The sequence below is a fragment of the Streptomyces sp. NPDC033131 genome, assembly GCF_055578365.1.
The window spans coordinates 80,029-98,089 of sequence record NZ_JBVIPA010000030.1; the positions used below are offsets into that span (position 1 = coordinate 80,029).

An 18,061-nucleotide genomic window follows, 5' to 3' on the forward strand; every position below is an offset into this window, starting at 1 on the left:
TAATCTTGCTTCTCGGTCATCCGTTACCTCGGATTTACACCGGGCCGTTGACAACCTATTCACCTACCGAGAACTCTGCATGACGTTATACAGCCGGGCAAGGGACAACTCATGATCCAGTTCGACGCGGTCCACAAGCGCTTCCCCAACGGCACGACAGCAGTCCACGACCTCACCCTCGACATGCCGGAAGGCGGCGTGACCGTCCTCGTCGGATCCTCCGGTTGCGGCAAGACGACCACCCTGCGGATGATCAACCGGATGGTCGAACCGACCTCCGGCACCATCCGCGTCGGCGGCAAGGACGTCACCCGGCAGGACGCGGCCGAACTGCGCCGCTCCATCGGGTACGTCATCCAGCAGTCGGGCCTCTTCCCGCACCGCACGGTGCTCGACAACATCGCGACCGTGCCGCTGCTGCTCGGCCACGGCCGCCGCAGGGCACGGGCCCGGGCGGCCGGACTCCTCGAGACCGTCGGCCTCACCGCCGAGGCCGGCCGCCGCTACCCGCACCAGCTCTCCGGCGGCCAGCAGCAGCGCGTCGGCGTCGCCCGCGCGCTCGCCGCCGACCCGCCGGTCCTCCTCATGGACGAGCCGTTCGGCGCGGTCGACCCGGTGGTGCGCACCCAGCTACAGGACGAACTGCTCAGGCTCCAGAAGGAGCTGAACAAGACCATCGTCTTCGTCACGCACGACATCGACGAGGCGGTACGGCTCGGCGACCAGATCGCGATCTTCCGCACCGGCGGTCACCTGGTGCAGTGCGCCACCCCCTCCGAGCTCCTGGCCCGCCCGGCCGACGACTTCGTCGCCGACTTCCTCGGCGCCGAGCGCGGCCTCAAGCTGCTCTCGCTCAAGACCCTCGCGAACGTCCCGCAGGGCCCGGCCCCGGAGGGCGGTCCCTGGGCCCTCGTCGTCGACGAGGCGAGCAGGCCGCTGCACTGGGCGTCGAAGGACGCCGAGATCCCCGTACGGCCGCTCAAGGACGGCGACTCCCTGCTCGCGGCGCTCAACGAGTCCGTCGCCTCCCCCGGCGGCCTGATCGCCCGGGTCGACGCGCACGGCGTCCTCACCGGAGTCTCGTCCCGCGACGACATCCACACCCACGCCGGCCAGGCCCACACCGAGGCCCGCGCGGAGACGGGTGCGGCCGCGTGACCATCGACTGGTCGTGGATATCCGGCCACACCGACGACCTCACCACCCTCACGGTCTCCCACCTCCAGGCGGCCCTGAGCGCGGTCTTCTTCGGCCTGCTGATCTCGCTCCCGCTCGCGGTGGTCGCCCACCGGGTCCGCTTCCTGCGCGGGTTCCTGCTCGGCGCGTCGAACGTCCTGTTCACGATCCCGTCGATCGCGATCTTCGTGCTGCTGCTGCCGGTCAGCGGCCTCACCCGCACCACGACCGTGATCGGCCTGACGGTCTACACCCTGGTCGTCCTGCTCCGGAACACCGTCGAGGGCCTCGACTCGGTCCCCGCGAAGACGAAGGAGGCCGCGAAGGCGATGGGCACGCGCCCCCTGCGCACGCTCCTCACCGTCGAGCTCCCGCTCGCGCTCCCCGTGATCATGGCGGGCGTCCGGATCGCGACGGTCATGTCGATCTCCCTGGTCTCCGTCGCGACCTACATCGGCGACGGCGGCCTGGGCCAGCTGTTCACCGACGGCTTCCAGCGCAACTACCCGACCCCGGTGATCGTGGGAGTGGTCCTCACCCTCCTCCTCGCCGTCGTCGCGGACGCCCTGCTGGTCGCCCTCCAGTACGTCCTCACCCCGTGGAAGAGGCGGCGAGCCTGAGATGTACGAACTCTTCTCCAACCTCGGCGGCTGGCTGACCAGCGGCACCCAGTGGTCCGGCTCGGACGGCATCGGCCACCGCCTCGCCGAACACCTCCAGTACTCGCTCCTGGCCACTCTCATCGCGACCGTCATCGGCCTCCCGCTGGGCCTGCTGATCGGCCACACCGGCCGCGGCGCGTTCCTCGCGATCAACCTCGCGTCCTTCGGCCGCGCCCTGCCGACCGTGGGCCTGGTCGTCCTGGTCTTCCTGGCCGGCGGTCTGTCGATGCTGCCCGTGTACGTCGCCCTGGTCGCCCTCGCGGTCCCGGCGATCGTCACCAACACCTACGCCGGGATGACCGCCGTCGACCCGGACGTGAAGGACGCGGCGCGCGGCCAGGGCATGCGCGGCCACCAGGTCCTGCTCCAGGTGGAGTTCCCGCTCGCCCTGCCCCTGATCATGACGGGCCTGCGCCTGGCCCTCATCCAGGTGGTGGCCACGGCCACGATCGCCGCGTACGTCTCCTTCGGCGGCCTGGGCCGCTACGTCTTCGACGGCCTCGCCCAGCGCGACCTCGTGCAGGTGCTCGGCGGCGCGGTGCTGGTAGCCGCGGTGGCCGTCGCCCTGGACCTCTGCCTCGCCGGCCTCCAGCGCTTCCTCTTCCGCCACCGCACCCACCGCACCGCCTAGGGAACCCCGAATGAATCGTCGTACGCTCCTCGGCGGCCTCTTCGCGGCCGCCTCCGTCCCCGCCCTCTCCTCCTGCGCGAGCGGCATCACGTCCCTCGACAGCCAGGGCTCCACCTCCGGTGGCAGCGGCTCCAGCAAGGGCGGGATCACCATCGGCACCGCCAACTTCACCGAGAACCAGGTCCTCGGACACCTGTACGCCGCCGTGCTGCAGGCGGCCGGTGTGAAGACCACCGTCCGTCCCAACCTCGGCACCCGCGAGATCCTCATCCCCGCCCTCAAGGGCGGCGACATCGACCTCCTCCCCGAGTACCAGGGCGCCCTCCTGCACTACCTCGCCCCGAAGGCGACGGCGACCGAGGAGGGCGAGATGCAGAACGCCCTCGCCGTCGCCCTGCCCGCCGGCCTCCAGGTGCTGCCGTACGGCATGGCCGAGGACTCGGACGCCTTCGCCGTCACCCAGGAGACCGCCGAGAAGTACGGCCTGACCTCCCTCGCCGACCTCAGGAAGCAGAACGGCAAGCTGGTCATCGGCGCCGCGCCCGAGGTCAAGAAGCGCGAGGTCGGCGTGATCGGCCTGAAGGACGTCTACGGGGTGGAGTTCAAGGAGTTCAAGTCCCTCGACTCCTCCGGCCCGCTGGTCAAGGGAGCCCTGAAGAAGGGCGACGTGGACGTGGCGAACCTCTTCACCACGGACACCGACATCGTGGCCAACGACTGGGTCGTGCTGACCGACCCGAAGAACCTCATCCCCGGCCAGCACGTCGTCCCCCTCATCGCCGACCGCAAGGCCGACTCCGCGGTCCGCAAGGCCCTCGCCGAGCTCGGCAACGTCCTGACCACGGACGACCTCACCGAGCTCAACCGCCAGGTCGACAAGGACAAGAAGGACCCCGAGGACGTGGCGAACGCGTACGCCGAGCAACACGGACTGACCCGGCGGGCCTGAAGACCCCCCGCCGAACCGGGGGGATAACCCCAGTGCGGCAGCCGTTCCGGCTCCTTACCGTGGATCGCATGACCGGAATGGACGCGCAGGACACGGAACTCAAGAAGGAACTCGACGCCACCCTGCAGGCGCGCAGGGAACTGGGCGTGGAGTACGAGTCCGCGCTGGTCGACTCGTTCCTGGAGAAGGTCGACCAGCGGATCGACGGCGCCGTGGAGCGCCGGGTGCGCCGGCAGATGGCCGAGCAGCAGATGGTGGTGGCCCGGGGTTCGCGGTCGCCGAAGCCGACCGACTCCTGGGGCGAGCGCTTCGGCTTCGGCCTCGTCTCGCTGGTGCTGGCGATCCCGCTGTCCGCGATCGGCGGCGGCGTCGCCCACCTCCCGGGTCTGATCGTCGCCTGGATCGGCATCGTCGGGGTGAACGCCGTCCAGGCCGCCCGCTCCAACCCGGACCTGTTCCGTCCCCGCAGGCGCGGATCGTCCCAGGACAGCGACTGGGAGGACTGACCTGGCGGCCTGGGTTCAGGCCTGCCGGGTGGGCAGCACCATGATCTGCCGCAGGTTGACCCGCCGCGGCCGGCTCGCCGCGTAGGCCACCACATCGGCGACCTCCTCCGAGGCCAGCCCGCCCAGCGTGTCGAACATCCCGTCCAGCTGCCCGGACAGCTCCGCGTTGTCGATGTGGGTCTTCAGCTCGGTGTCCGTCAGCCCCGGCTCGACGTTGGTGACCCGGACGTCACGCGGCCCGAACTCGGTGCGCAGCGACTGGGAGAGGTGGGTCAGCGCGGCCTTGGTGGCGCAGTACACCGCGTAGTGGGGGAACAAGAGGTGCGCGCCGACGGACGAGATGTTCACCAGGTCCGCGGTACGGCCCTCCGCGGCCGTCGCCACCAGGTCGCCGGTGAAGGCGCGGACGACCCGGAGGACGCCGGTGACGTTCGTGTCGAGCATCCGCCGCCACTCGTCGATGCGGCCCGCCTCGACCGGGTTGGGCAGCATGACCCCGGCGGAGTTGACGACCAGGTCGACGGGCCCGTACGCCTCGTGGATCCGGGCCGCGGCCGCCTCCACCGACGCGTCGTCGGTGACGTCCGCGACCACGGCCAGCGCCTGTCCCCCGTCGGCCCGGATCTTCTCCGCGATCGCCTCCAGCCGCTCCGCGCGCCGGGCGAGCAGCGCGACCCGCGCCCCCTGCCCGGCCAGCAGCACGGCGACGGCCTCGCCGATCCCGCTGGCGGCACCGGTGACGACGGCAGTACGTCCGGCCAGGTTCTCGTACGACATGAAGGACTCCTCGGGGGTTCGCTCGCCGCCGGTCCGTCCGGCGACGCCACCCACCCTCGTCCGCCCCGCCCGGGCCACCCAGGGATGAGCTTGTCCTGGGTCTGCCAGTACCAGGCTCCCGGTCCCGCCCTCGCCTAGGCTCGCCCCCATGGACGGCGAACTCGGAGACTTCCTGCGCTCACGTCGGGCCCGCATCCAGCCCGAGGAAGTGGGGCTGCCCTCGTACGGGCGCCGCCGGGTCCCGGGACTGCGCCGCGAGGAGGTGGCGCAACTGGCCGGAGTGAGCGTCGACTACTACATCCGGCTGGAACAGGGGCGGGGACCGTCCGTGTCGGACGCCGTCCTGGACGCGATCGCGCGCGTCCTGCACATGGACGAGACGGAGCACGCCTACCTGCGTACGGTGGCCCGGCCGTCCCGGACCGGAAGCCGCCGTCCCGCGGCGCCCCGCGTCCGCGCCGGCGTCCAGCTGATCCTGGACGGCATGGAACGGGTCCCGGCGTTCGTGGTCGGCCGCCGCCTGGACGTCCTCGCCTGGAACGCCCTCGCCGACGCCCTGAGCGGTTTTGGTCTGATGACGGCCGGCGAGCGCAACGTCGCCCGTCAGGTCTTCCTCGATCCCGCCGCCCGCGACCTGTTCCCGGACTGGTCCGCGGTGGCCGCGCAGACCGTCGCCCAGCTGCATCTGAACGCCGGCCACCACCCCGACGAACCCGGGATGGCCGCCCTGATCGGTGAACTCTCCCTCAGGAGCGAGGACTTCCGCCGGCTGTGGGCGGACCACGAGATCCGGGAGTGCAGGTTCGGGGTGAAACGCGTCCGCCACCCGGTGGCGGGCCTGCTCACCCTCCCGTACGAGACGCTCACGGTTCCGGCGGACCCGGAGCAGACGATCGTCGTCTACACGCCGGAAGCCGGTTCGGAGACGGCGGAGCGGCTGGCACTCCTGGGAAGTTGGTCGACCAGTCGGGCCCGCTGAGGAAAACTCACTGAGGAACCCGCTGAGGAAGACCCGCTGGAAAAAGCTATGCGCGGGGACCGCCGCACCCCCGTTGCCGGGGGGCGGGACGACGGCGGTCCCCGCGAGGGACGCGGGCCGGGTCAGGGCCAGACTCCGCGTCCTAGGCGTCTGTGGAGGTCCGGGAGCCGCTCCGGAGGTCCGTGACGCCGTTTTGGTGTCGGCCGGGGCGGGGAGCCGCTCCCGCCCTGCCGACAACCACTAATGTGCCGGACCCGTGTTAAGCGTGTGCTGCGTGGACGTGACGCCCTCGTACCACTTCTGCGAAGTCCGCTCCTCGGCCGGCGAACCGCAACTTCGTCCTGGACACGCGCAGTTCACCGGGCGTTTCCGCGCAGGCCCCGCCCGGCGGATCCTGCCGTGAACGCGGGGTCCTACTTCCCGGCCTTGGCGAGGAAGGCCAGCAGGTCCTGCCGGCTGATGACGCCGGTCGGCTTGCCCTCGACGAGGACGATCGCCGCGTCGGCCACCCCCAGTACGGACATCAGGTCGGCGACCGGTTCGCCGGAGCCGACCTGGGGCAGCGGGGCGGACATGTGCTTCTCCAGCGGGTCGTCGAGCGAGGCCCGCTGGGTGAACAGGGCGTCGAGCAGCTCACGTTCCACGACGGAGCCGACGACCTCGGCGGCCATCACGTCCGGGTGACCGGCGCCGGGCTTGACGATCGGCATCTGCGAGACGCCGTACTCGCGCAGCACCTCGATGGCCTGGCCGACGGTCTCGTCCGGGTGCATGTGGACGAGGGACGGGATGGCACCGTGCACCTTGTCGTTGAGGACGTCCGCGACCCGGGCGCTGGGGCCCTCGTCCTCCAGGAAGCCGTAGTCGGCCATCCACTCGTCGTTGAAGATCTTGCTGAGGTAGCCGCGTCCGCTGTCGGGCAGCAGGACGACCACGACGTCGTCGGGCCCGAGCCGCTCGGCGACCTTCAGCGCGGCGACGACGGCCATCCCGCAGGAGCCGCCCACCAGCAGGCCCTCCTCCTTGGCCAGCCGGCGGGTCATCTGGAAGGAGTCCTTGTCCGACACCGCCACGATCTCGTCGGCGACGGTCCGGTCGTAGGCGGTGGGCCAGAAGTCCTCACCGACGCCCTCGACGAGGTACGGCCGTCCGGAACCGCCGGAGTAGACGGAGCCCTCGGGGTCGGCGCCGACGACCTTGACCCTGCCGTCGCTGGCGTCCTTCAGGTAGCGGCCGGTGCCGGAGATGGTGCCGCCCGTGCCCACGCCCGTCACGAAGTGGGTGATCTTCCCCTCCGTCTGTTCCCACAGCTCGGGGCCGGTCGAGTGGTAGTGGGAGAGCGGGTTGTTCGGGTTGGAGTACTGGTCGGGCTTCCACGCGCCGGGCGTCTCACGGACCAGCCGGTCGGAGACGTTGTAGTAGGAGTCGGGGTGCTCCGGGTCCACGGCGGTCGGGCAGACGACGACCTCGGCGCCGTACGCCCGCAGCACGTTGATCTTGTCGGTGCTCACCTTGTCGGGGCACACGAAGATGCACTTGTACCCCTTCTGCTGGGCCACGATGGCCAGCCCGACACCCGTGTTGCCGCTGGTCGGCTCGACGATCGTGCCGCCGGGCTCGAGCGCTCCGCTCTCCTCGGCCGCCTCGATCATGCGCAGGGCGATGCGGTCCTTCACGGAACCGCCGGGGTTGAAGTACTCCACCTTGGCCAGGACGGTCGCCCGAATGCCCTTGGTCACGCTGTTGAGCCTCACCAGCGGGGTGTTGCCGACGAGGCTGATCATCGAGTCGTGGAATTGCACCGTTGTCTCCGGATGCTTGCAAAAAAGTGATCCTGTTTGGTTCCGCCAGCCTATGGCCTCCCAGGGATCCGTGACGGTCGTTCACTCCCCGTTGAGATTGGGCGACCGTCCGTACGGGGCAAGGAGTGGATGTACGGACACGAGGAGGTGGCGGCGACGCATGACGAGCATGTCGAGGGCGAGGGTGGCCCGGCGGATCGCGGCCGGCGCCGCGTACGGCGGCGGTGGGGTCGGTCTGGTCGGCGCGGCGGCCATGGGACTGGTGCTGGCGGAGGTGCAGCTGGCCAAGCGCCAGGTGGGCAACGGGACGGCGCCGCACGTCCCGCAGGCGGAGGGCCGGTACGGCAGTTCCTACACCGCCCCCGGAGAGCCGCCCCTGCGCCTGGTGATGCTGGGCGACTCCACGGCCGCCGGCCAGGGGGTCCGCCGCAGCGGCCAGACGCCGGGCGCGCTGCTGGCGTCGGGGCTCGCGGCGGTGGCCGAACGCCCGGTGGTCCTGCGTAACGTCGCCCTTCCCGGGGCGACCTCCGACGACCTGGACCGCCAGGTGGCGCTGACCCTGGCGGACCCGGCCCGGATCCCGGACATCTGCGTGATCATGATCGGCGCGAACGACGTGACCACCCGGATGCCGCCGACCCGTTCGGTACGCCATCTGGCGTCGGCGGTACGACGGCTGCGCACGGCCGGCGCCGAGGTGGTGGTCGGCACCTGTCCCGACCTGGGCACGATCGCGCCCGTGCAGCAGCCGCTGCGCTGGCTGGCCCGCCGGGCGTCCCGGCAACTGGCGGCCGCCCAGACGATCGGCGCGGTCGAGCAGGGCGGCCGTACCGTCTCGCTCGGCGACCTGCTGGGTCCCGAGTTCGCGGCGAATCCGCGTGAGCTGTTCGGCCCGGACAACTATCACCCCTCGGCGGAGGGCTACGCCACCGCGGCGATGGCCGTCCTGCCGACGGTGTGCGCCGCGCTGGGCCTGTGGCCGGCCGAGGAGGAGCGTCCGGACGCCTCCCGCCGCGAGGGCTTCCTGCCGGTCGCGCGCGCGGCCGCCGAGGCGGCGTCGGAGCCGGGCACGGAGGTCGCGGCCGCGATGCCGACCGGGCCGAAGGGGCCGTGGGCACTGCTCAAGCGGCGCCGTAGGCGGCGGGTCTCGGCAGTCGAACCGGAGACCCAAGCAAGCGCTTAGTAAATTGCGGTCAGGGTCACACTGCTCTAAGCGTGACCCTGACCATACGTACGGGTAACTTCCCACACAGCCCTGCACAACCCTCGTACTCCCACCCGTCGCCCGACCACCGCCCCTCAACGAGGCGCTGCGCGCCGCCCCTTCTTGACTGGAGCCGTCATGCCCGAAGCCGTGATCGTCTCGACCGCCCGCTCCCCCATCGGCCGCGCTTTCAAGGGCTCCCTGAAGGACCTGCGCCCCGACGACCTGACCGCCACGATCATCCAGGCCGCCCTGGCCAAGGTTTCCGAGCTGGACCCGAGGGACATCGACGACCTGATGCTCGGCTGCGGCCTGCCCGGCGGCGAGCAGGGCAACAACCTGGGCCGCATCGTCGCCGTACAGATGGGGATGGACCACCTCCCCGGCTGCACGGTCACCCGCTACTGCTCCTCCTCGCTCCAGACGAGCCGCATGGCCCTGCACGCCATCAAGGCCGGCGAGGGCGACGTGTTCATCTCGGCCGGTGTCGAGATGGTCTCCCGCTTCGTGAAGGGCAACTCCGACAGCCTTCCCGACACGCACAACCCCTTCTTCGCCGAGGCCGAGGCCCGCACCGAGGCCGTCGCGCAGCAGGAGGGCACCACCTGGCACGACCCGCGCGAGGACGGTCTCGTCCCGGACGCCTACATCGCGATGGGGCAGACCGCCGAGAACCTGGCCCGCTGGAAGGGCGTCACCCGCCAGGACATGGACGAGTTCGGCGTCCGCTCCCAGAACCTCGCCGAGGAAGCCATCAAGAACGGCTTCTGGGAGCGCGAGATCACCCCGGTGACCCTCCCCGACGGCTCGGTCGTCTCCAAGGACGACGGCCCGCGCGCCGGCGTCACCCTGGAGGGCGTCCAGGGCCTCAAGCCGGTCTTCCGCCCCGACGGCATGGTCACCGCCGCCAACTGCTGCCCGCTGAACGACGGCGCCGCCGCCCTCGTCATCATGAGCGACACCAAGGCCCGCGAGCTCGGCCTGACCCCGCTCGCCCGCATCGTGTCGACCGGCGTCTCCGGCCTCTCCCCCGAGATCATGGGCCTCGGCCCGGTCGACGCGTCCCAGCAGGCGCTGCGCCGCGCCGGTCTCGGCATCGGCGACATCGACCTGGTCGAGATCAACGAGGCGTTCGCCGCGCAGGTGATCCCCTCCTACCGCGACCTCGGCATCGACCCGGAGAAGCTGAACGTCAACGGCGGCGCCATCGCGGTCGGCCACCCCTTCGGCATGACCGGCGCCCGCATCACCGGCACGCTCATCAACTCCCTCCAGTTCCACGACAAGCAGTTCGGCCTGGAGACGATGTGCGTCGGCGGCGGCCAGGGCATGGCGATGGTCATCGAGCGCCTGAGCTGACCGACCTGCCGTAGTCACACGGGGACCCACCGTCACCGTCAGGCCCAGAACCCTTGAACCGCCAGGGTTCTGGGCCGATTTGTGATCCAATCTCCCTCAGGATGTGACCTATCTCCCTTCCAAGAGGGAGGTGCGCAGGTCAGAGCTACTTCACCCCCGAACAACAGCCCCAAAATCATGTCCGTTTCGTGACGTTACGCACTGACAGCGGGTTAGTCCGCCCTTCAAGCTGATGTAGGAAGTCGGGGGTCGACTTTGAACCGGGAGTACGTCAGTGAGCGCCATGCCGATCGCCTTGCTGGTCACCACGGTCGCCACGGGCGCCGTGGGCGTCGCCGTCCTGCGCACCCTCATGGTGCTGCGCCGGCAGGTCGCCGCCCTGCACGCCGAACTCGCCGCGGGTAACGCCGCCGCGGCGCGGGGCCGCGTGCCGGCCGCCCGCCACCCCGCCGACGTCGACGAGATACGCGCCGCCGTGGCCGAGGCCCTCGCCGAGGAGCGTGAGCGCGAGCTCGCCGAGGCCCGCGCCTTCTGGGCCGCGCAGGAGGCCCGTGACGCCTCCGACGCGCCCTCGCTGCTGGGTCTGCCCGACAGCGAGCTGTTCCTGCCCCGGCAGGCCGATTTCGTGGGCCTGGAGCCGGTCGCCGAGCACGGCGCCGATGCCGACGAGTCCGCCGGGGCCCCCTCCTTCGGGGGAGAGTCCGCGGAACTGGCCGCGGCCCGCCGCCGCCACCCCTCCCACCCGGACTTCGTGCCGGTCTCGTCACCGGTGGTCAACGACCACGAGCGCACGGTGGCGACGCTGGAGGAACTGGCCTCGGCCCAGGTCGAACTCGCCGACGTCCGGCCGGGCCCCCTGGGCACCCTCGACGTCTACGTCTTCGCCGACGGCACCACCCTCTGCATGACGCCGGGGCACCGCGAGACGGCGGAGCGCCTGGCCTCGGCCCTGCACGCCGGTGAGACGCCGACCCTGCTGGGCGGCTCGGGCGTCTCCGGGGCCTACACCCTGACCTTCGCGTGCGGCGAGGAGAACGTCTACATCCTGGCCGACCGGGTCATAGCGTCCCTCTAGGGCTCACCCGGGCTCACACGCCCGCCCTCTTCTGCGCTTCCTCCACCAGCCGCACCGCATCATCGACCTGGCCCTCGTCCGTAAGTACGAGGGCCAAGTCATGGACGGCGACGGTGATTTGATCGGCGGCGGCGAACATCCCCGCGTCGGGCATCTCCCGGGGCCCGGTCCCGGGCTCCTCCACTTCCTGCGCCCACCGGGCGAACTCCCTGGCCAGGCCCAGAGCCTCAGCGGCAGCGCCCCGCTGCAGCCGGCTCTGCGGGGCGGCCCGGAGACGATCGGCAAAGTGATCCACCGCACGGCACAGACGCGTCGTATCCACCACGCCGCGAGAGTACGCGCCCGACCGGGACTGTTGCCAACGGGCGAACGCTCAGGCACGGTGACCTGAAGGACCGGCTTACATCCCCTTTGCGTCCGGAGGCGCCGATGTCCCACGTCCTCTCCGAGGAGACCCACCGCAACATGCTCGCCCGCATCCCCCACTGCACCGGTCGTGAAGTCTCCGACTGGCTGCGCACTGTCGAAGAAGGCCCTTCTCTCTTCCGCTTCGAGGAGAAGGTCAGCTGGCTTCGCCACGAACACGACCTCGCGTACGGCCACGCGAAGGCGATCGTCCACGAGTACGACCTGAGGAGGGCGGCGCGCAAACTCCTGTAGGCGCGCACACGAAAAGGGCCCCGGGACGGAACCCGGGGCCCTTTCACGCACGCGGTGCGTGCTGGTCGCTACCAGTCGCTGCCACTAGTCGCTGCTGTTGAGGATCGCGATGATCCTCAGGAACTCCATGTAGATCCAGACCAGCGTCAGCGTCAGCCCGAAGGCCGCCAGCCACGCCTCCTCGCGCGGCGCGCCGTACGCGATGCCGTCCTCGACCTGCTTGAAGTCCAGGGCGAGGAAGCAGGCGCCGAGCAGGATGCCGACGACGCCGAAGATCACGCCGAGCGGGCCGCTGCGGAAGCCGAGGCCGTCACCGCCGCCGAAGACGGCGAACAGCAGGTTCACCATCATCAGCAGGACGAAGCCGAGCGCGGCCGCCATCACGAAGCCGACGAACCGGCGGTTGACGCGGATCCAGCCCGCCTTGTACGCCACCAGCACACCGGTGAAGACCGCCATGGTGCCGATCACGGCCTGCATGGCCGCGCCGTCCGCGATGCGGTTGTCGACGATGTTGGACAGGACGCCGAGGAAGACACCCTCGAACGCGGCGTACATCACGATCAGCGCGGGCGAGGCCTTGCGCTTGAAGGACTGGACGAAGGCCAGGACCATGCCGACCAGCGCGGCACCGATACCGATGCCGTACGAACGGCCGATGTTGGCGTCGTCGATCGGCAGCAGCGCCCAGGCGAGCGCGGCCGTGACGATCAGGACGCCGAGTGTGGTGCCGGTACGCAGGACGACGTCGTCGATCGTCATGCGGCCGGTGGTGACCGGGGCCTGCGGCGGTGCGCCGTGCTGAAGGTCCTGCTGCGCGTAGGGGTTCTGCGCGTACGGGTTGCCGGCCTGCGGCTGCGCGTACGGGTTGCCCTGGGTGCCTACAGCTGCGCCCCCGGCCTGCGGCGCGGTGTTGAAGCCCGCGTAGCCGTTGTCGCGGCTGAACCCCCGTCGCGAGAAGACCGGGTTGCTGCTCCTCATTTCACTCCTCCATGGCCACCGTGTGTGGGCCTTGGGCTCAAGAGTAATAGGTAGGCAAAGGAATGACCCTAGTGCTTGGGGAGGATCTTTCCCTTGTCGTGCTGCGCAACACGCTACGCGGCCCCATGATTCCCGGCCACGGCGGTCCTCACTCTTGGCTCACCCGAACGGGAAACCCGTGTACCCCTCGGCCAGGTCGGTCTCGGCGGCCCGGGAGGACGCGAGCCGCTCCAGCCGGGCCAGCTGGAGGCGGTCCTCGAAGGCAGTGGCGTCGGGGAACCGGTGCAGGAGGGTGGTCATGTCGTAGGAGAACCGTTCGGCCTGCCAGACGCGGCGCAGGCAGGTCTCGGAGTAGGCGTCGAGCAGCTCGGCCGACCCGGTCTCCTGCTCGTACGCCAGGGCCCTCGCGAAGGTGACGACGTCGCCGACGGCGAGGTTGAGGCCCTTGGCTCCCGTGGGCGGCACGATGTGGGCCGCGTCCCCGGCCAGGAAGAGGCGGCCGTGCCGCATCGGCTCGTGCACGTAGGAGCGCATCGGGGTGACCGACTTCTGGGTGATCGGGCCGCGCTCCAGGCGCCAGCCGTCGGCGGTCTCGAAGCGGCGCTCCAGTTCCGCCCAGATGTCGTCGTCGCGCCACGCCTCGGCGTCGGTGCCCTCCGGCACCTGGAGGTAGAGCCGGGAGACGGACGGGGAGCGCATGGACAGCAGGGCGAACCCGCGCTCGTGGTGGGCGTAGACCAGCTCGTCGTGTGAGGGCGGGACGTCGGCGAGGATGCCGAGCCAGCCGAAGGGGTACGTCCGTTCGAAGGTCCGGGACAGCGGGGCGGGGACCGCCTGGCGCGCGACTCCCCAGAAGCCGTCGCAGCCGACGACGTAGTCGCACTCCAGGACGTCCTCGACGCCCTCGTGCCGGAACCGGACGCGCGGGCTGCCGGTGTCGGCGCCCTCGACGGCCAGCGCCTCCGCCTCGAACAGCAGCGGGCCGCCCTCCTTGAGCTGGAGGGCGATGAGGTCCTTGCAGACCTCGGTCTGGGCGTAGACCATCACCGACCGGCCGCCGGTGAGGGCGGGGAAGTCGACGCGGTGGCGCTTCGTGGCGTACCGCAGCTCTATGCCGTCGTGGCGCAGGCCCTCGCGGTCCATGCGTTCCCCGGCGCCGGCCGCGCGCAGCACGTCCACCGTGCCCTGCTCCAGGATTCCGGCCCGCTGCCGCTGCTCGACGTAGGCGCGGTCACGGCTCTCCAGGACGACCGAGCCGATGCCGGCGTTGTGGAGCAGCCGGGCGAGGAGGAGGCCGGCGGGGCCCGCTCCGATGATGCCGACGGTGGTGCGCATCGACCAGCCTTCCTTTCGATCCCTGTTCGCTTGTTCGCGTGGTGAAGTTTTCTTCACTTACTCCGCGACATGAGTTTCCGACCGCATGCGCCCGCTGTCAACGGTCGAGCGGTGAACTCTTCAATGGAGGGTGCACAGGTCTCGGAAGTGCCCGGAGCCGGACTTGAACCGGCACGCCCGCGAAGGGGCAGCGAGGTTTAAGCTCGCCGTGTCTGCATTCCACCATCCGGGCAGGCCATGGGCTCCGCATCGAGGTTCCGAGCCTATCGGGCTCCTTCCCCCCGCCATCGGGAGGGCGGCCCCATGTTGTCTTATTTTATTGATGCCTGAGGGTGCATCAGCACCCGGTACAGGCCATCCGCACTTGCCAACAGCCTTGCGCGTGCCCCCGGACCTCGCATGCGGAATGACGGAATTTCACCGCTCGAACGAGGGGGCTCCACCTGTTCTCTGCATCCGTCAGGGGTGGCCGTCATCCCCAGGTATGACACGCCGGCCCCTGGTCCGACCCGAGGCTGCCTTCAGAACCGGAACAGGGGGTGACTCCACGGCGGCGGGCGGCACGGACGATGGATGTCGTCCCTCCGACAACCCCTCGTCCTTCAGGAGTGCCCACTCGTGACCACCGCATCCATCGCCGGCCGGGCCACCACCGTGGCCGCGCGCGCCACGGATCTGTCGAAGATCTACGGACAGGGCGAGACCCAGGTGGTCGCCCTCGACCGGGTCTCCGTCGACTTCCGGCAGGCCGAGCTCACCGCGATCATGGGTCCCTCCGGGTCCGGCAAGTCCACGCTGATGCACTGCGTGGCCGGCCTGGACACCTTCTCCTCCGGTTCGGTGCGCATCGGCGAGACCGAGCTGGGCTCGCTGAAGGACAAGCAGCTGACCAAGCTGCGCCGGGACAAGATCGGCTTCATCTTCCAGGCGTTCAACCTGCTGCCGACCCTGACGGCCCTGGAGAACATCACCCTCCCGATGGACATCGCGGGCCGCAAGCCGGACAAGCAGTGGCTGGAGAAGGTGATCGGGATGGTCGGCCTGGCCGACCGTCTCAGCCACCGCCCCTCCCAGCTGTCCGGCGGCCAGCAGCAGCGCGTCGCCGTGGCCCGTGCCCTGGCGTCCCGGCCCGACATCGTCTTCGGTGACGAGCCGACCGGAAACCTCGACTCGCGCTCAGGCGCCGAGGTGCTGGGCTTCCTGCGCAACTCCGTACGGGAGCTCGGGCAGACGGTGGTGATGGTGACCCACGACCCGGTGGCGGCGGCGTACGCGGACCGGGTGGTGTTCCTGGCGGACGGGCGGATCGTCGACGAGATGTACGGCCCCACTGCGGAGTCGGTCCTCGACTTCATGAAGCAGTTCGACGCGAAGGGCCGTACCAGCTGATGTTCCGCACCGCCCTGCGCAACGTACTCGCGCACAAGGCCAGACTGCTCATGACCGTGCTCGCCGTGATGCTCGGCGTGGCCTTCGTGTCGGGGACCCTGGTCTTCACCAACACCATCTCCGAGGCCTACCAGAAGAGTTCGGCCAAGGGCTTCGGCCAGGTCGACGTGGCCGTGGAGGCAGAGCTCCAGGAGGACAAGGGCGACACCGTCGGCAAGCGGGCCGAGCTGACCGAGGCGCTGCTCGACGAGAGCGCGAAGGTCCCGGGGGCCGCTTCCGCCATCGGCGTGGTCAACGGCTTCACCGCCATCGCCGACAAGGACGGCAAGCTGATCGGCGGCGGCTTCCAGTCCCAGGGCGGCAACTACTGGGGCGCCAAGGACCCCCGGTACCCGCTGGTCGGGGGGCGCACGCCGAGCGGTGCGGGCCAGGTCCTCATCGACTCCGAGACCGCGAAGCGCGCCGGATACCAGGTCGGCGACACCGTACGGATCTCGGTGGACGGCCCGGTGCTCGAGCCGGAGATCACCGGCATCTTCACCACCGACGACGGCAACGTCGCCGCCGGCGGCAGCCTCGCCCTCTTCGACACGGCGACGGCCCAGCGGCTGTTCGGCAAGGCGGGCACGTACGACCAGATCGACGTCAAGGCGAAGGCGGGCGTCAGCCAGGCGGCGCTGAAGGCGGAGCTGGACAAGGCGCTGCCGAAGGACACCGTCGAGACCACGACCGGACAGGAACTGTCCGACAGTCAGGCGCAGGCGATCTCCGCCTCGATGTCCGGGCTGAAGCAGGGGCTGCTGGTCTTCGCGGGCATCGCGCTGTTCGTCGGCACGTTCATCATCGCCAACACCTTCACCATGCTGGTCGCCCAGCGCACCAAGGAACTGGCACTGCTGCGGGCCGTCGGTGCCTCGCGCCGGCAGGTCACCCGTTCCGTCCTCGTCGAGGCGTTCGTGGTCGGCGTGGTCGCCGCGGTGACCGGCCTCGCCGCCGGCGTCGGCATCGGCGCGGGACTGCGGTCGCTGATGGGCTCGCTCGGCGCGACCGTCCCGGACGGGCCGCTGATCGTCACGCCCGGCACGGTCGTCGCGGCCCTCGCGGTCGGTGTCCTCGTCACCATGCTGGCGGCCTGGCTGCCCGGCCGCCGGGCGGCGAAGATCCCGCCGGTGGCGGCGATGAGCAGCGTGCACGCACAGGCGACCGCCAAGTCGCTGGTGCTGCGCAACACGCTGGGGGCGCTGTTCTCGGGGGCGGGTGTCGCGGTCGTCCTCGCGGCCACGACGATGTCCGGCTCGGACGGCCAGGCTCCCATGGGTCTGGGCGCCGTCCTCCTGATCATCGGCGTCTTCATCCTCACCCCGCTGCTGTCCCGCCCGCTGATCGCGGCCGCGGCACCTCTCCTGCGCGTGTTCGGCGTCTCCGGCAAGCTGGCCCGCCAGAACTCGGTGCGCAACCCGCGCCGCACGGCCGCCACGGCCTCCGCGCTGATGATCGGTCTCACCCTCATCACCGGCATGACGGTGATGGCGGGCAGCCTGCAGAAGTCGATCGACAAGATGGCGGCGTCCGCGATCCGGGCGGACTACGTGGTCTCCATGGCCAACGGCAACGAACTGTCCCTGGACGTCGAGAAGAAGCTGGGCCGGGTCGACGACGTCACCGCCACCAGCCCGCTGCGCAACGCGCCGTCCCGCATCGACGGCGAGACCGAGTACCTCACCGGCGTCACGGGCGGAACGATCCGCGAACTGACCGACCTGAAGGTCGACAGCGGTGCCTTCGAGGTGGGCGGCACGCAGGTCGTCGTGGACGACACGACGGCCACCTCACACGGCTGGAAGGCGGGTTCGCGCTTCACCGTCGCCTACGAGGACGGCAAGAAGCAGGAACTGAGCGTCGCCGGGGTCTACGAGGGCAACGAGATGATCCAGGGCATCATCCTGGACAACGCCACGCTCTCCCCGCACCAGACTGACCCGGCCGACATGCAGGTGATGGTCAAGACGTCCGACGGGGCGTCGAGCGCGACGAAGGACAAGCTGGAGAAGGCCCTCGGCGCCAACCCGGCCATCAAGGTCCAGGACAAGAAGGACCTCTCCAACGAGATCGCCCAGATGTTCACGCTGATGCTGAACATGCTCTACGGCCTGCTGGCGATGGCCGTGCTCGTCGCGGTCCTCGGCGTCATCAACACCCTGGCCATGTCGGTCTTCGAACGCTCCCAGGAGATCGGCATGCTCCGCGCGATCGGCCTGGACCGCAAGGGCATCAAGCGGATGGTCCGTCTGGAGTCCCTGGTCATCTGCCTGTTCGGCGGGATCCTGGGCATCGGCCTCGGTGTGTTCTTCGGCTGGGCGGCCGGGGAACTCCTCGGCGCGAGCCTGGCGACGTACGAACTCGTCCTGCCCTGGGCGAGGATGGCGGTCTTCCTGCTCCTGGCGGCGACGGTGGGCGTCCTGGCGGCGCTGTGGCCGGCCCGGCGGGCGGCCCGGCTGAACATGCTGACGGCGATCAAGGCGGAGTAGCGGTACGGCAGTCGGGGCCCCGTCCTTCCGTGAGGACGGGGCCCCTGT

Annotated in this window: 17 protein-coding genes and 1 tRNA gene; 12 read left to right on the plus strand and 6 right to left on the minus strand. The window is 70.3% G+C overall.

Features of this window, described 5'->3' with window-relative positions; all coding sequences use genetic code 11:
* Positions 1-111: 111 nt before the first annotated feature.
* The 5 genes from ACZ5XS_RS31500 to ACZ5XS_RS31520 all read left to right on the plus strand — a co-directional run bounded on the left by ACZ5XS_RS31500 (position 112) and on the right by ACZ5XS_RS31520 (position 3,924).
* Positions 112-1,158, plus strand: coding sequence for an ABC transporter ATP-binding protein (locus tag ACZ5XS_RS31500; RefSeq protein ID WP_468657028.1), 1,047 nt, complete (start codon positions 112-114; stop codon positions 1,156-1,158).
* Positions 1,155-1,796 carry an ABC transporter permease gene (locus tag ACZ5XS_RS31505; protein WP_468657030.1) on the plus strand — a complete coding sequence of 214 codons (642 nt, stop codon included), beginning with the start codon at positions 1,155-1,157 and terminating at the stop codon, positions 1,794-1,796. The genes ACZ5XS_RS31500 and ACZ5XS_RS31505 overlap by 4 nt, the downstream gene beginning before the upstream one ends.
* 1 nt (position 1,797) lies before the next feature.
* Entirely contained in the window at positions 1,798-2,469 is a 672-nt protein-coding gene (locus ACZ5XS_RS31510; protein ID WP_468657032.1) for an ABC transporter permease, read from the plus strand.
* Positions 2,470-2,479: 10 nt separating this feature from the next.
* Complete coding sequence (locus ACZ5XS_RS31515) at positions 2,480-3,418, plus strand: ABC transporter substrate-binding protein (protein ID WP_468657034.1); 939 nt, start codon at positions 2,480-2,482, stop codon at positions 3,416-3,418.
* A 77-nt stretch (positions 3,419-3,495) separates the two neighbouring features.
* Positions 3,496-3,924, plus strand: coding sequence for a hypothetical protein (locus ACZ5XS_RS31520; protein ID WP_468657093.1), 429 nt, complete (start codon positions 3,496-3,498; stop codon positions 3,922-3,924).
* Positions 3,925-3,939: 15 nt separating this feature from the next.
* Here ACZ5XS_RS31520 and ACZ5XS_RS31525 read toward each other — a convergent pair whose 3' ends face one another.
* Positions 3,940-4,701 (minus strand): SDR family oxidoreductase, encoded by a 762-nt coding sequence (locus ACZ5XS_RS31525; RefSeq protein ID WP_468657036.1) that lies wholly within the window; start codon positions 4,699-4,701, stop codon positions 3,940-3,942.
* Positions 4,702-4,849: 148 nt separating this feature from the next.
* Here ACZ5XS_RS31525 and ACZ5XS_RS31530 point away from each other — a divergent pair, with 148 nt between their 5' ends.
* Positions 4,850-5,680, plus strand: a complete 831-nt coding sequence (locus ACZ5XS_RS31530; RefSeq protein ID WP_468657038.1) for a helix-turn-helix transcriptional regulator — start codon at positions 4,850-4,852, stop codon at positions 5,678-5,680.
* A 413-nt stretch (positions 5,681-6,093) separates the two neighbouring features.
* Here ACZ5XS_RS31530 and ACZ5XS_RS31535 read toward each other — a convergent pair whose 3' ends face one another.
* A complete protein-coding gene (locus tag ACZ5XS_RS31535) occupies positions 6,094-7,482 on the minus strand; it encodes a cystathionine beta-synthase (protein ID WP_468657040.1) in 1,389 nt (462 codons plus the stop codon).
* Between the two features lie 160 nt (positions 7,483-7,642).
* Between ACZ5XS_RS31535 and ACZ5XS_RS31540 the strand changes: the two genes are divergently transcribed.
* From ACZ5XS_RS31540 to ACZ5XS_RS31550, 3 genes are all read left to right on the plus strand, one after another.
* Complete coding sequence (locus tag ACZ5XS_RS31540; RefSeq protein ID WP_468657042.1) at positions 7,643-8,665, plus strand: SGNH/GDSL hydrolase family protein; 1,023 nt, start codon at positions 7,643-7,645, stop codon at positions 8,663-8,665.
* A gap of 159 nt (positions 8,666-8,824) precedes the next feature.
* The gene (locus ACZ5XS_RS31545; protein WP_468657044.1) at positions 8,825-10,045 is read left to right on the plus strand and encodes an acetyl-CoA C-acetyltransferase; all 1,221 of its coding nucleotides are present in this window, start codon (positions 8,825-8,827) and stop codon (positions 10,043-10,045) included.
* A 274-nt stretch (positions 10,046-10,319) separates the two neighbouring features.
* Entirely contained in the window at positions 10,320-11,120 is an 801-nt protein-coding gene (locus ACZ5XS_RS31550; protein ID WP_468657046.1) for a hypothetical protein, read from the plus strand.
* A gap of 13 nt (positions 11,121-11,133) precedes the next feature.
* Here the strand turns inward: ACZ5XS_RS31550 and ACZ5XS_RS31555 are convergent, their stop codons facing one another.
* Positions 11,134-11,445 (minus strand): hypothetical protein, encoded by a 312-nt coding sequence (locus ACZ5XS_RS31555; protein ID WP_468657048.1) that lies wholly within the window; start codon positions 11,443-11,445, stop codon positions 11,134-11,136.
* A 104-nt stretch (positions 11,446-11,549) separates the two neighbouring features.
* Here ACZ5XS_RS31555 and ACZ5XS_RS31560 point away from each other — a divergent pair, with 104 nt between their 5' ends.
* Positions 11,550-11,780, plus strand: a complete 231-nt coding sequence (locus tag ACZ5XS_RS31560; protein ID WP_217242374.1) for a DUF4287 domain-containing protein — start codon at positions 11,550-11,552, stop codon at positions 11,778-11,780.
* A gap of 84 nt (positions 11,781-11,864) precedes the next feature.
* Here the strand turns inward: ACZ5XS_RS31560 and ACZ5XS_RS31565 are convergent, their stop codons facing one another.
* From ACZ5XS_RS31565 to ACZ5XS_RS31575, 3 genes are all read right to left on the minus strand, one after another.
* Entirely contained in the window at positions 11,865-12,761 is an 897-nt protein-coding gene (locus tag ACZ5XS_RS31565; RefSeq protein WP_468657050.1) for a Bax inhibitor-1/YccA family protein, read from the minus strand.
* Positions 12,762-12,920: 159 nt separating this feature from the next.
* Positions 12,921-14,096 carry a 4-hydroxybenzoate 3-monooxygenase gene (locus tag ACZ5XS_RS31570; RefSeq protein WP_468657052.1) on the minus strand — a complete coding sequence of 392 codons (1,176 nt, stop codon included), beginning with the start codon at positions 14,094-14,096 and terminating at the stop codon, positions 12,921-12,923.
* 148 nt (positions 14,097-14,244) lie between these two features.
* A tRNA-Leu gene (locus tag ACZ5XS_RS31575) sits at positions 14,245-14,328 on the minus strand.
* Between the two features lie 386 nt (positions 14,329-14,714).
* Between ACZ5XS_RS31575 and ACZ5XS_RS31580 the strand changes: the two genes are divergently transcribed.
* Positions 14,715-15,485 (plus strand): ABC transporter ATP-binding protein, encoded by a 771-nt coding sequence (locus tag ACZ5XS_RS31580; RefSeq protein ID WP_468657054.1) that lies wholly within the window; start codon positions 14,715-14,717, stop codon positions 15,483-15,485.
* A complete protein-coding gene (locus ACZ5XS_RS31585) occupies positions 15,485-18,013 on the plus strand; it encodes an ABC transporter permease (RefSeq protein ID WP_468657056.1) in 2,529 nt (842 codons plus the stop codon). The genes ACZ5XS_RS31580 and ACZ5XS_RS31585 overlap by 1 nt, the downstream gene beginning before the upstream one ends.
* Positions 18,014-18,061 lie beyond the last annotated feature (48 nt).

What these genes read in the sequence shown, in the direction of transcription:
- ACZ5XS_RS31500 (WP_468657028.1), top strand. Translation starts at nt 112, where the DNA reads ATGATCCAGTTCGACGCGGTCCACAAGCGCTTCCCCAACGGCACGACA.
- ACZ5XS_RS31510 (WP_468657032.1), top strand. Translation starts at nt 1,798, where the DNA reads ATGTACGAACTCTTCTCCAACCTCGGCGGCTGGCTGACCAGCGGCACC.
- ACZ5XS_RS31515 (WP_468657034.1), top strand. Translation starts at nt 2,480, where the DNA reads ATGAATCGTCGTACGCTCCTCGGCGGCCTCTTCGCGGCCGCCTCCGTC.
- ACZ5XS_RS31520 (WP_468657093.1), top strand. Translation starts at nt 3,496, where the DNA reads ATGGACGCGCAGGACACGGAACTCAAGAAGGAACTCGACGCCACCCTG.
- ACZ5XS_RS31525 (WP_468657036.1), bottom strand. Translation starts at nt 4,701, where the DNA reads ATGTCGTACGAGAACCTGGCCGGACGTACTGCCGTCGTCACCGGTGCC.
- ACZ5XS_RS31530 (WP_468657038.1), top strand. Translation starts at nt 4,850, where the DNA reads ATGGACGGCGAACTCGGAGACTTCCTGCGCTCACGTCGGGCCCGCATC.
- ACZ5XS_RS31540 (WP_468657042.1), top strand. Translation starts at nt 7,643, where the DNA reads ATGACGAGCATGTCGAGGGCGAGGGTGGCCCGGCGGATCGCGGCCGGC.
- ACZ5XS_RS31545 (WP_468657044.1), top strand. Translation starts at nt 8,825, where the DNA reads ATGCCCGAAGCCGTGATCGTCTCGACCGCCCGCTCCCCCATCGGCCGC.
- ACZ5XS_RS31560 (WP_217242374.1), top strand. Translation starts at nt 11,550, where the DNA reads ATGTCCCACGTCCTCTCCGAGGAGACCCACCGCAACATGCTCGCCCGC.
- ACZ5XS_RS31565 (WP_468657050.1), bottom strand. Translation starts at nt 12,761, where the DNA reads ATGAGGAGCAGCAACCCGGTCTTCTCGCGACGGGGGTTCAGCCGCGAC.
- ACZ5XS_RS31570 (WP_468657052.1), bottom strand. Translation starts at nt 14,096, where the DNA reads ATGCGCACCACCGTCGGCATCATCGGAGCGGGCCCCGCCGGCCTCCTC.
- ACZ5XS_RS31585 (WP_468657056.1), top strand. Translation starts at nt 15,485, where the DNA reads ATGTTCCGCACCGCCCTGCGCAACGTACTCGCGCACAAGGCCAGACTG.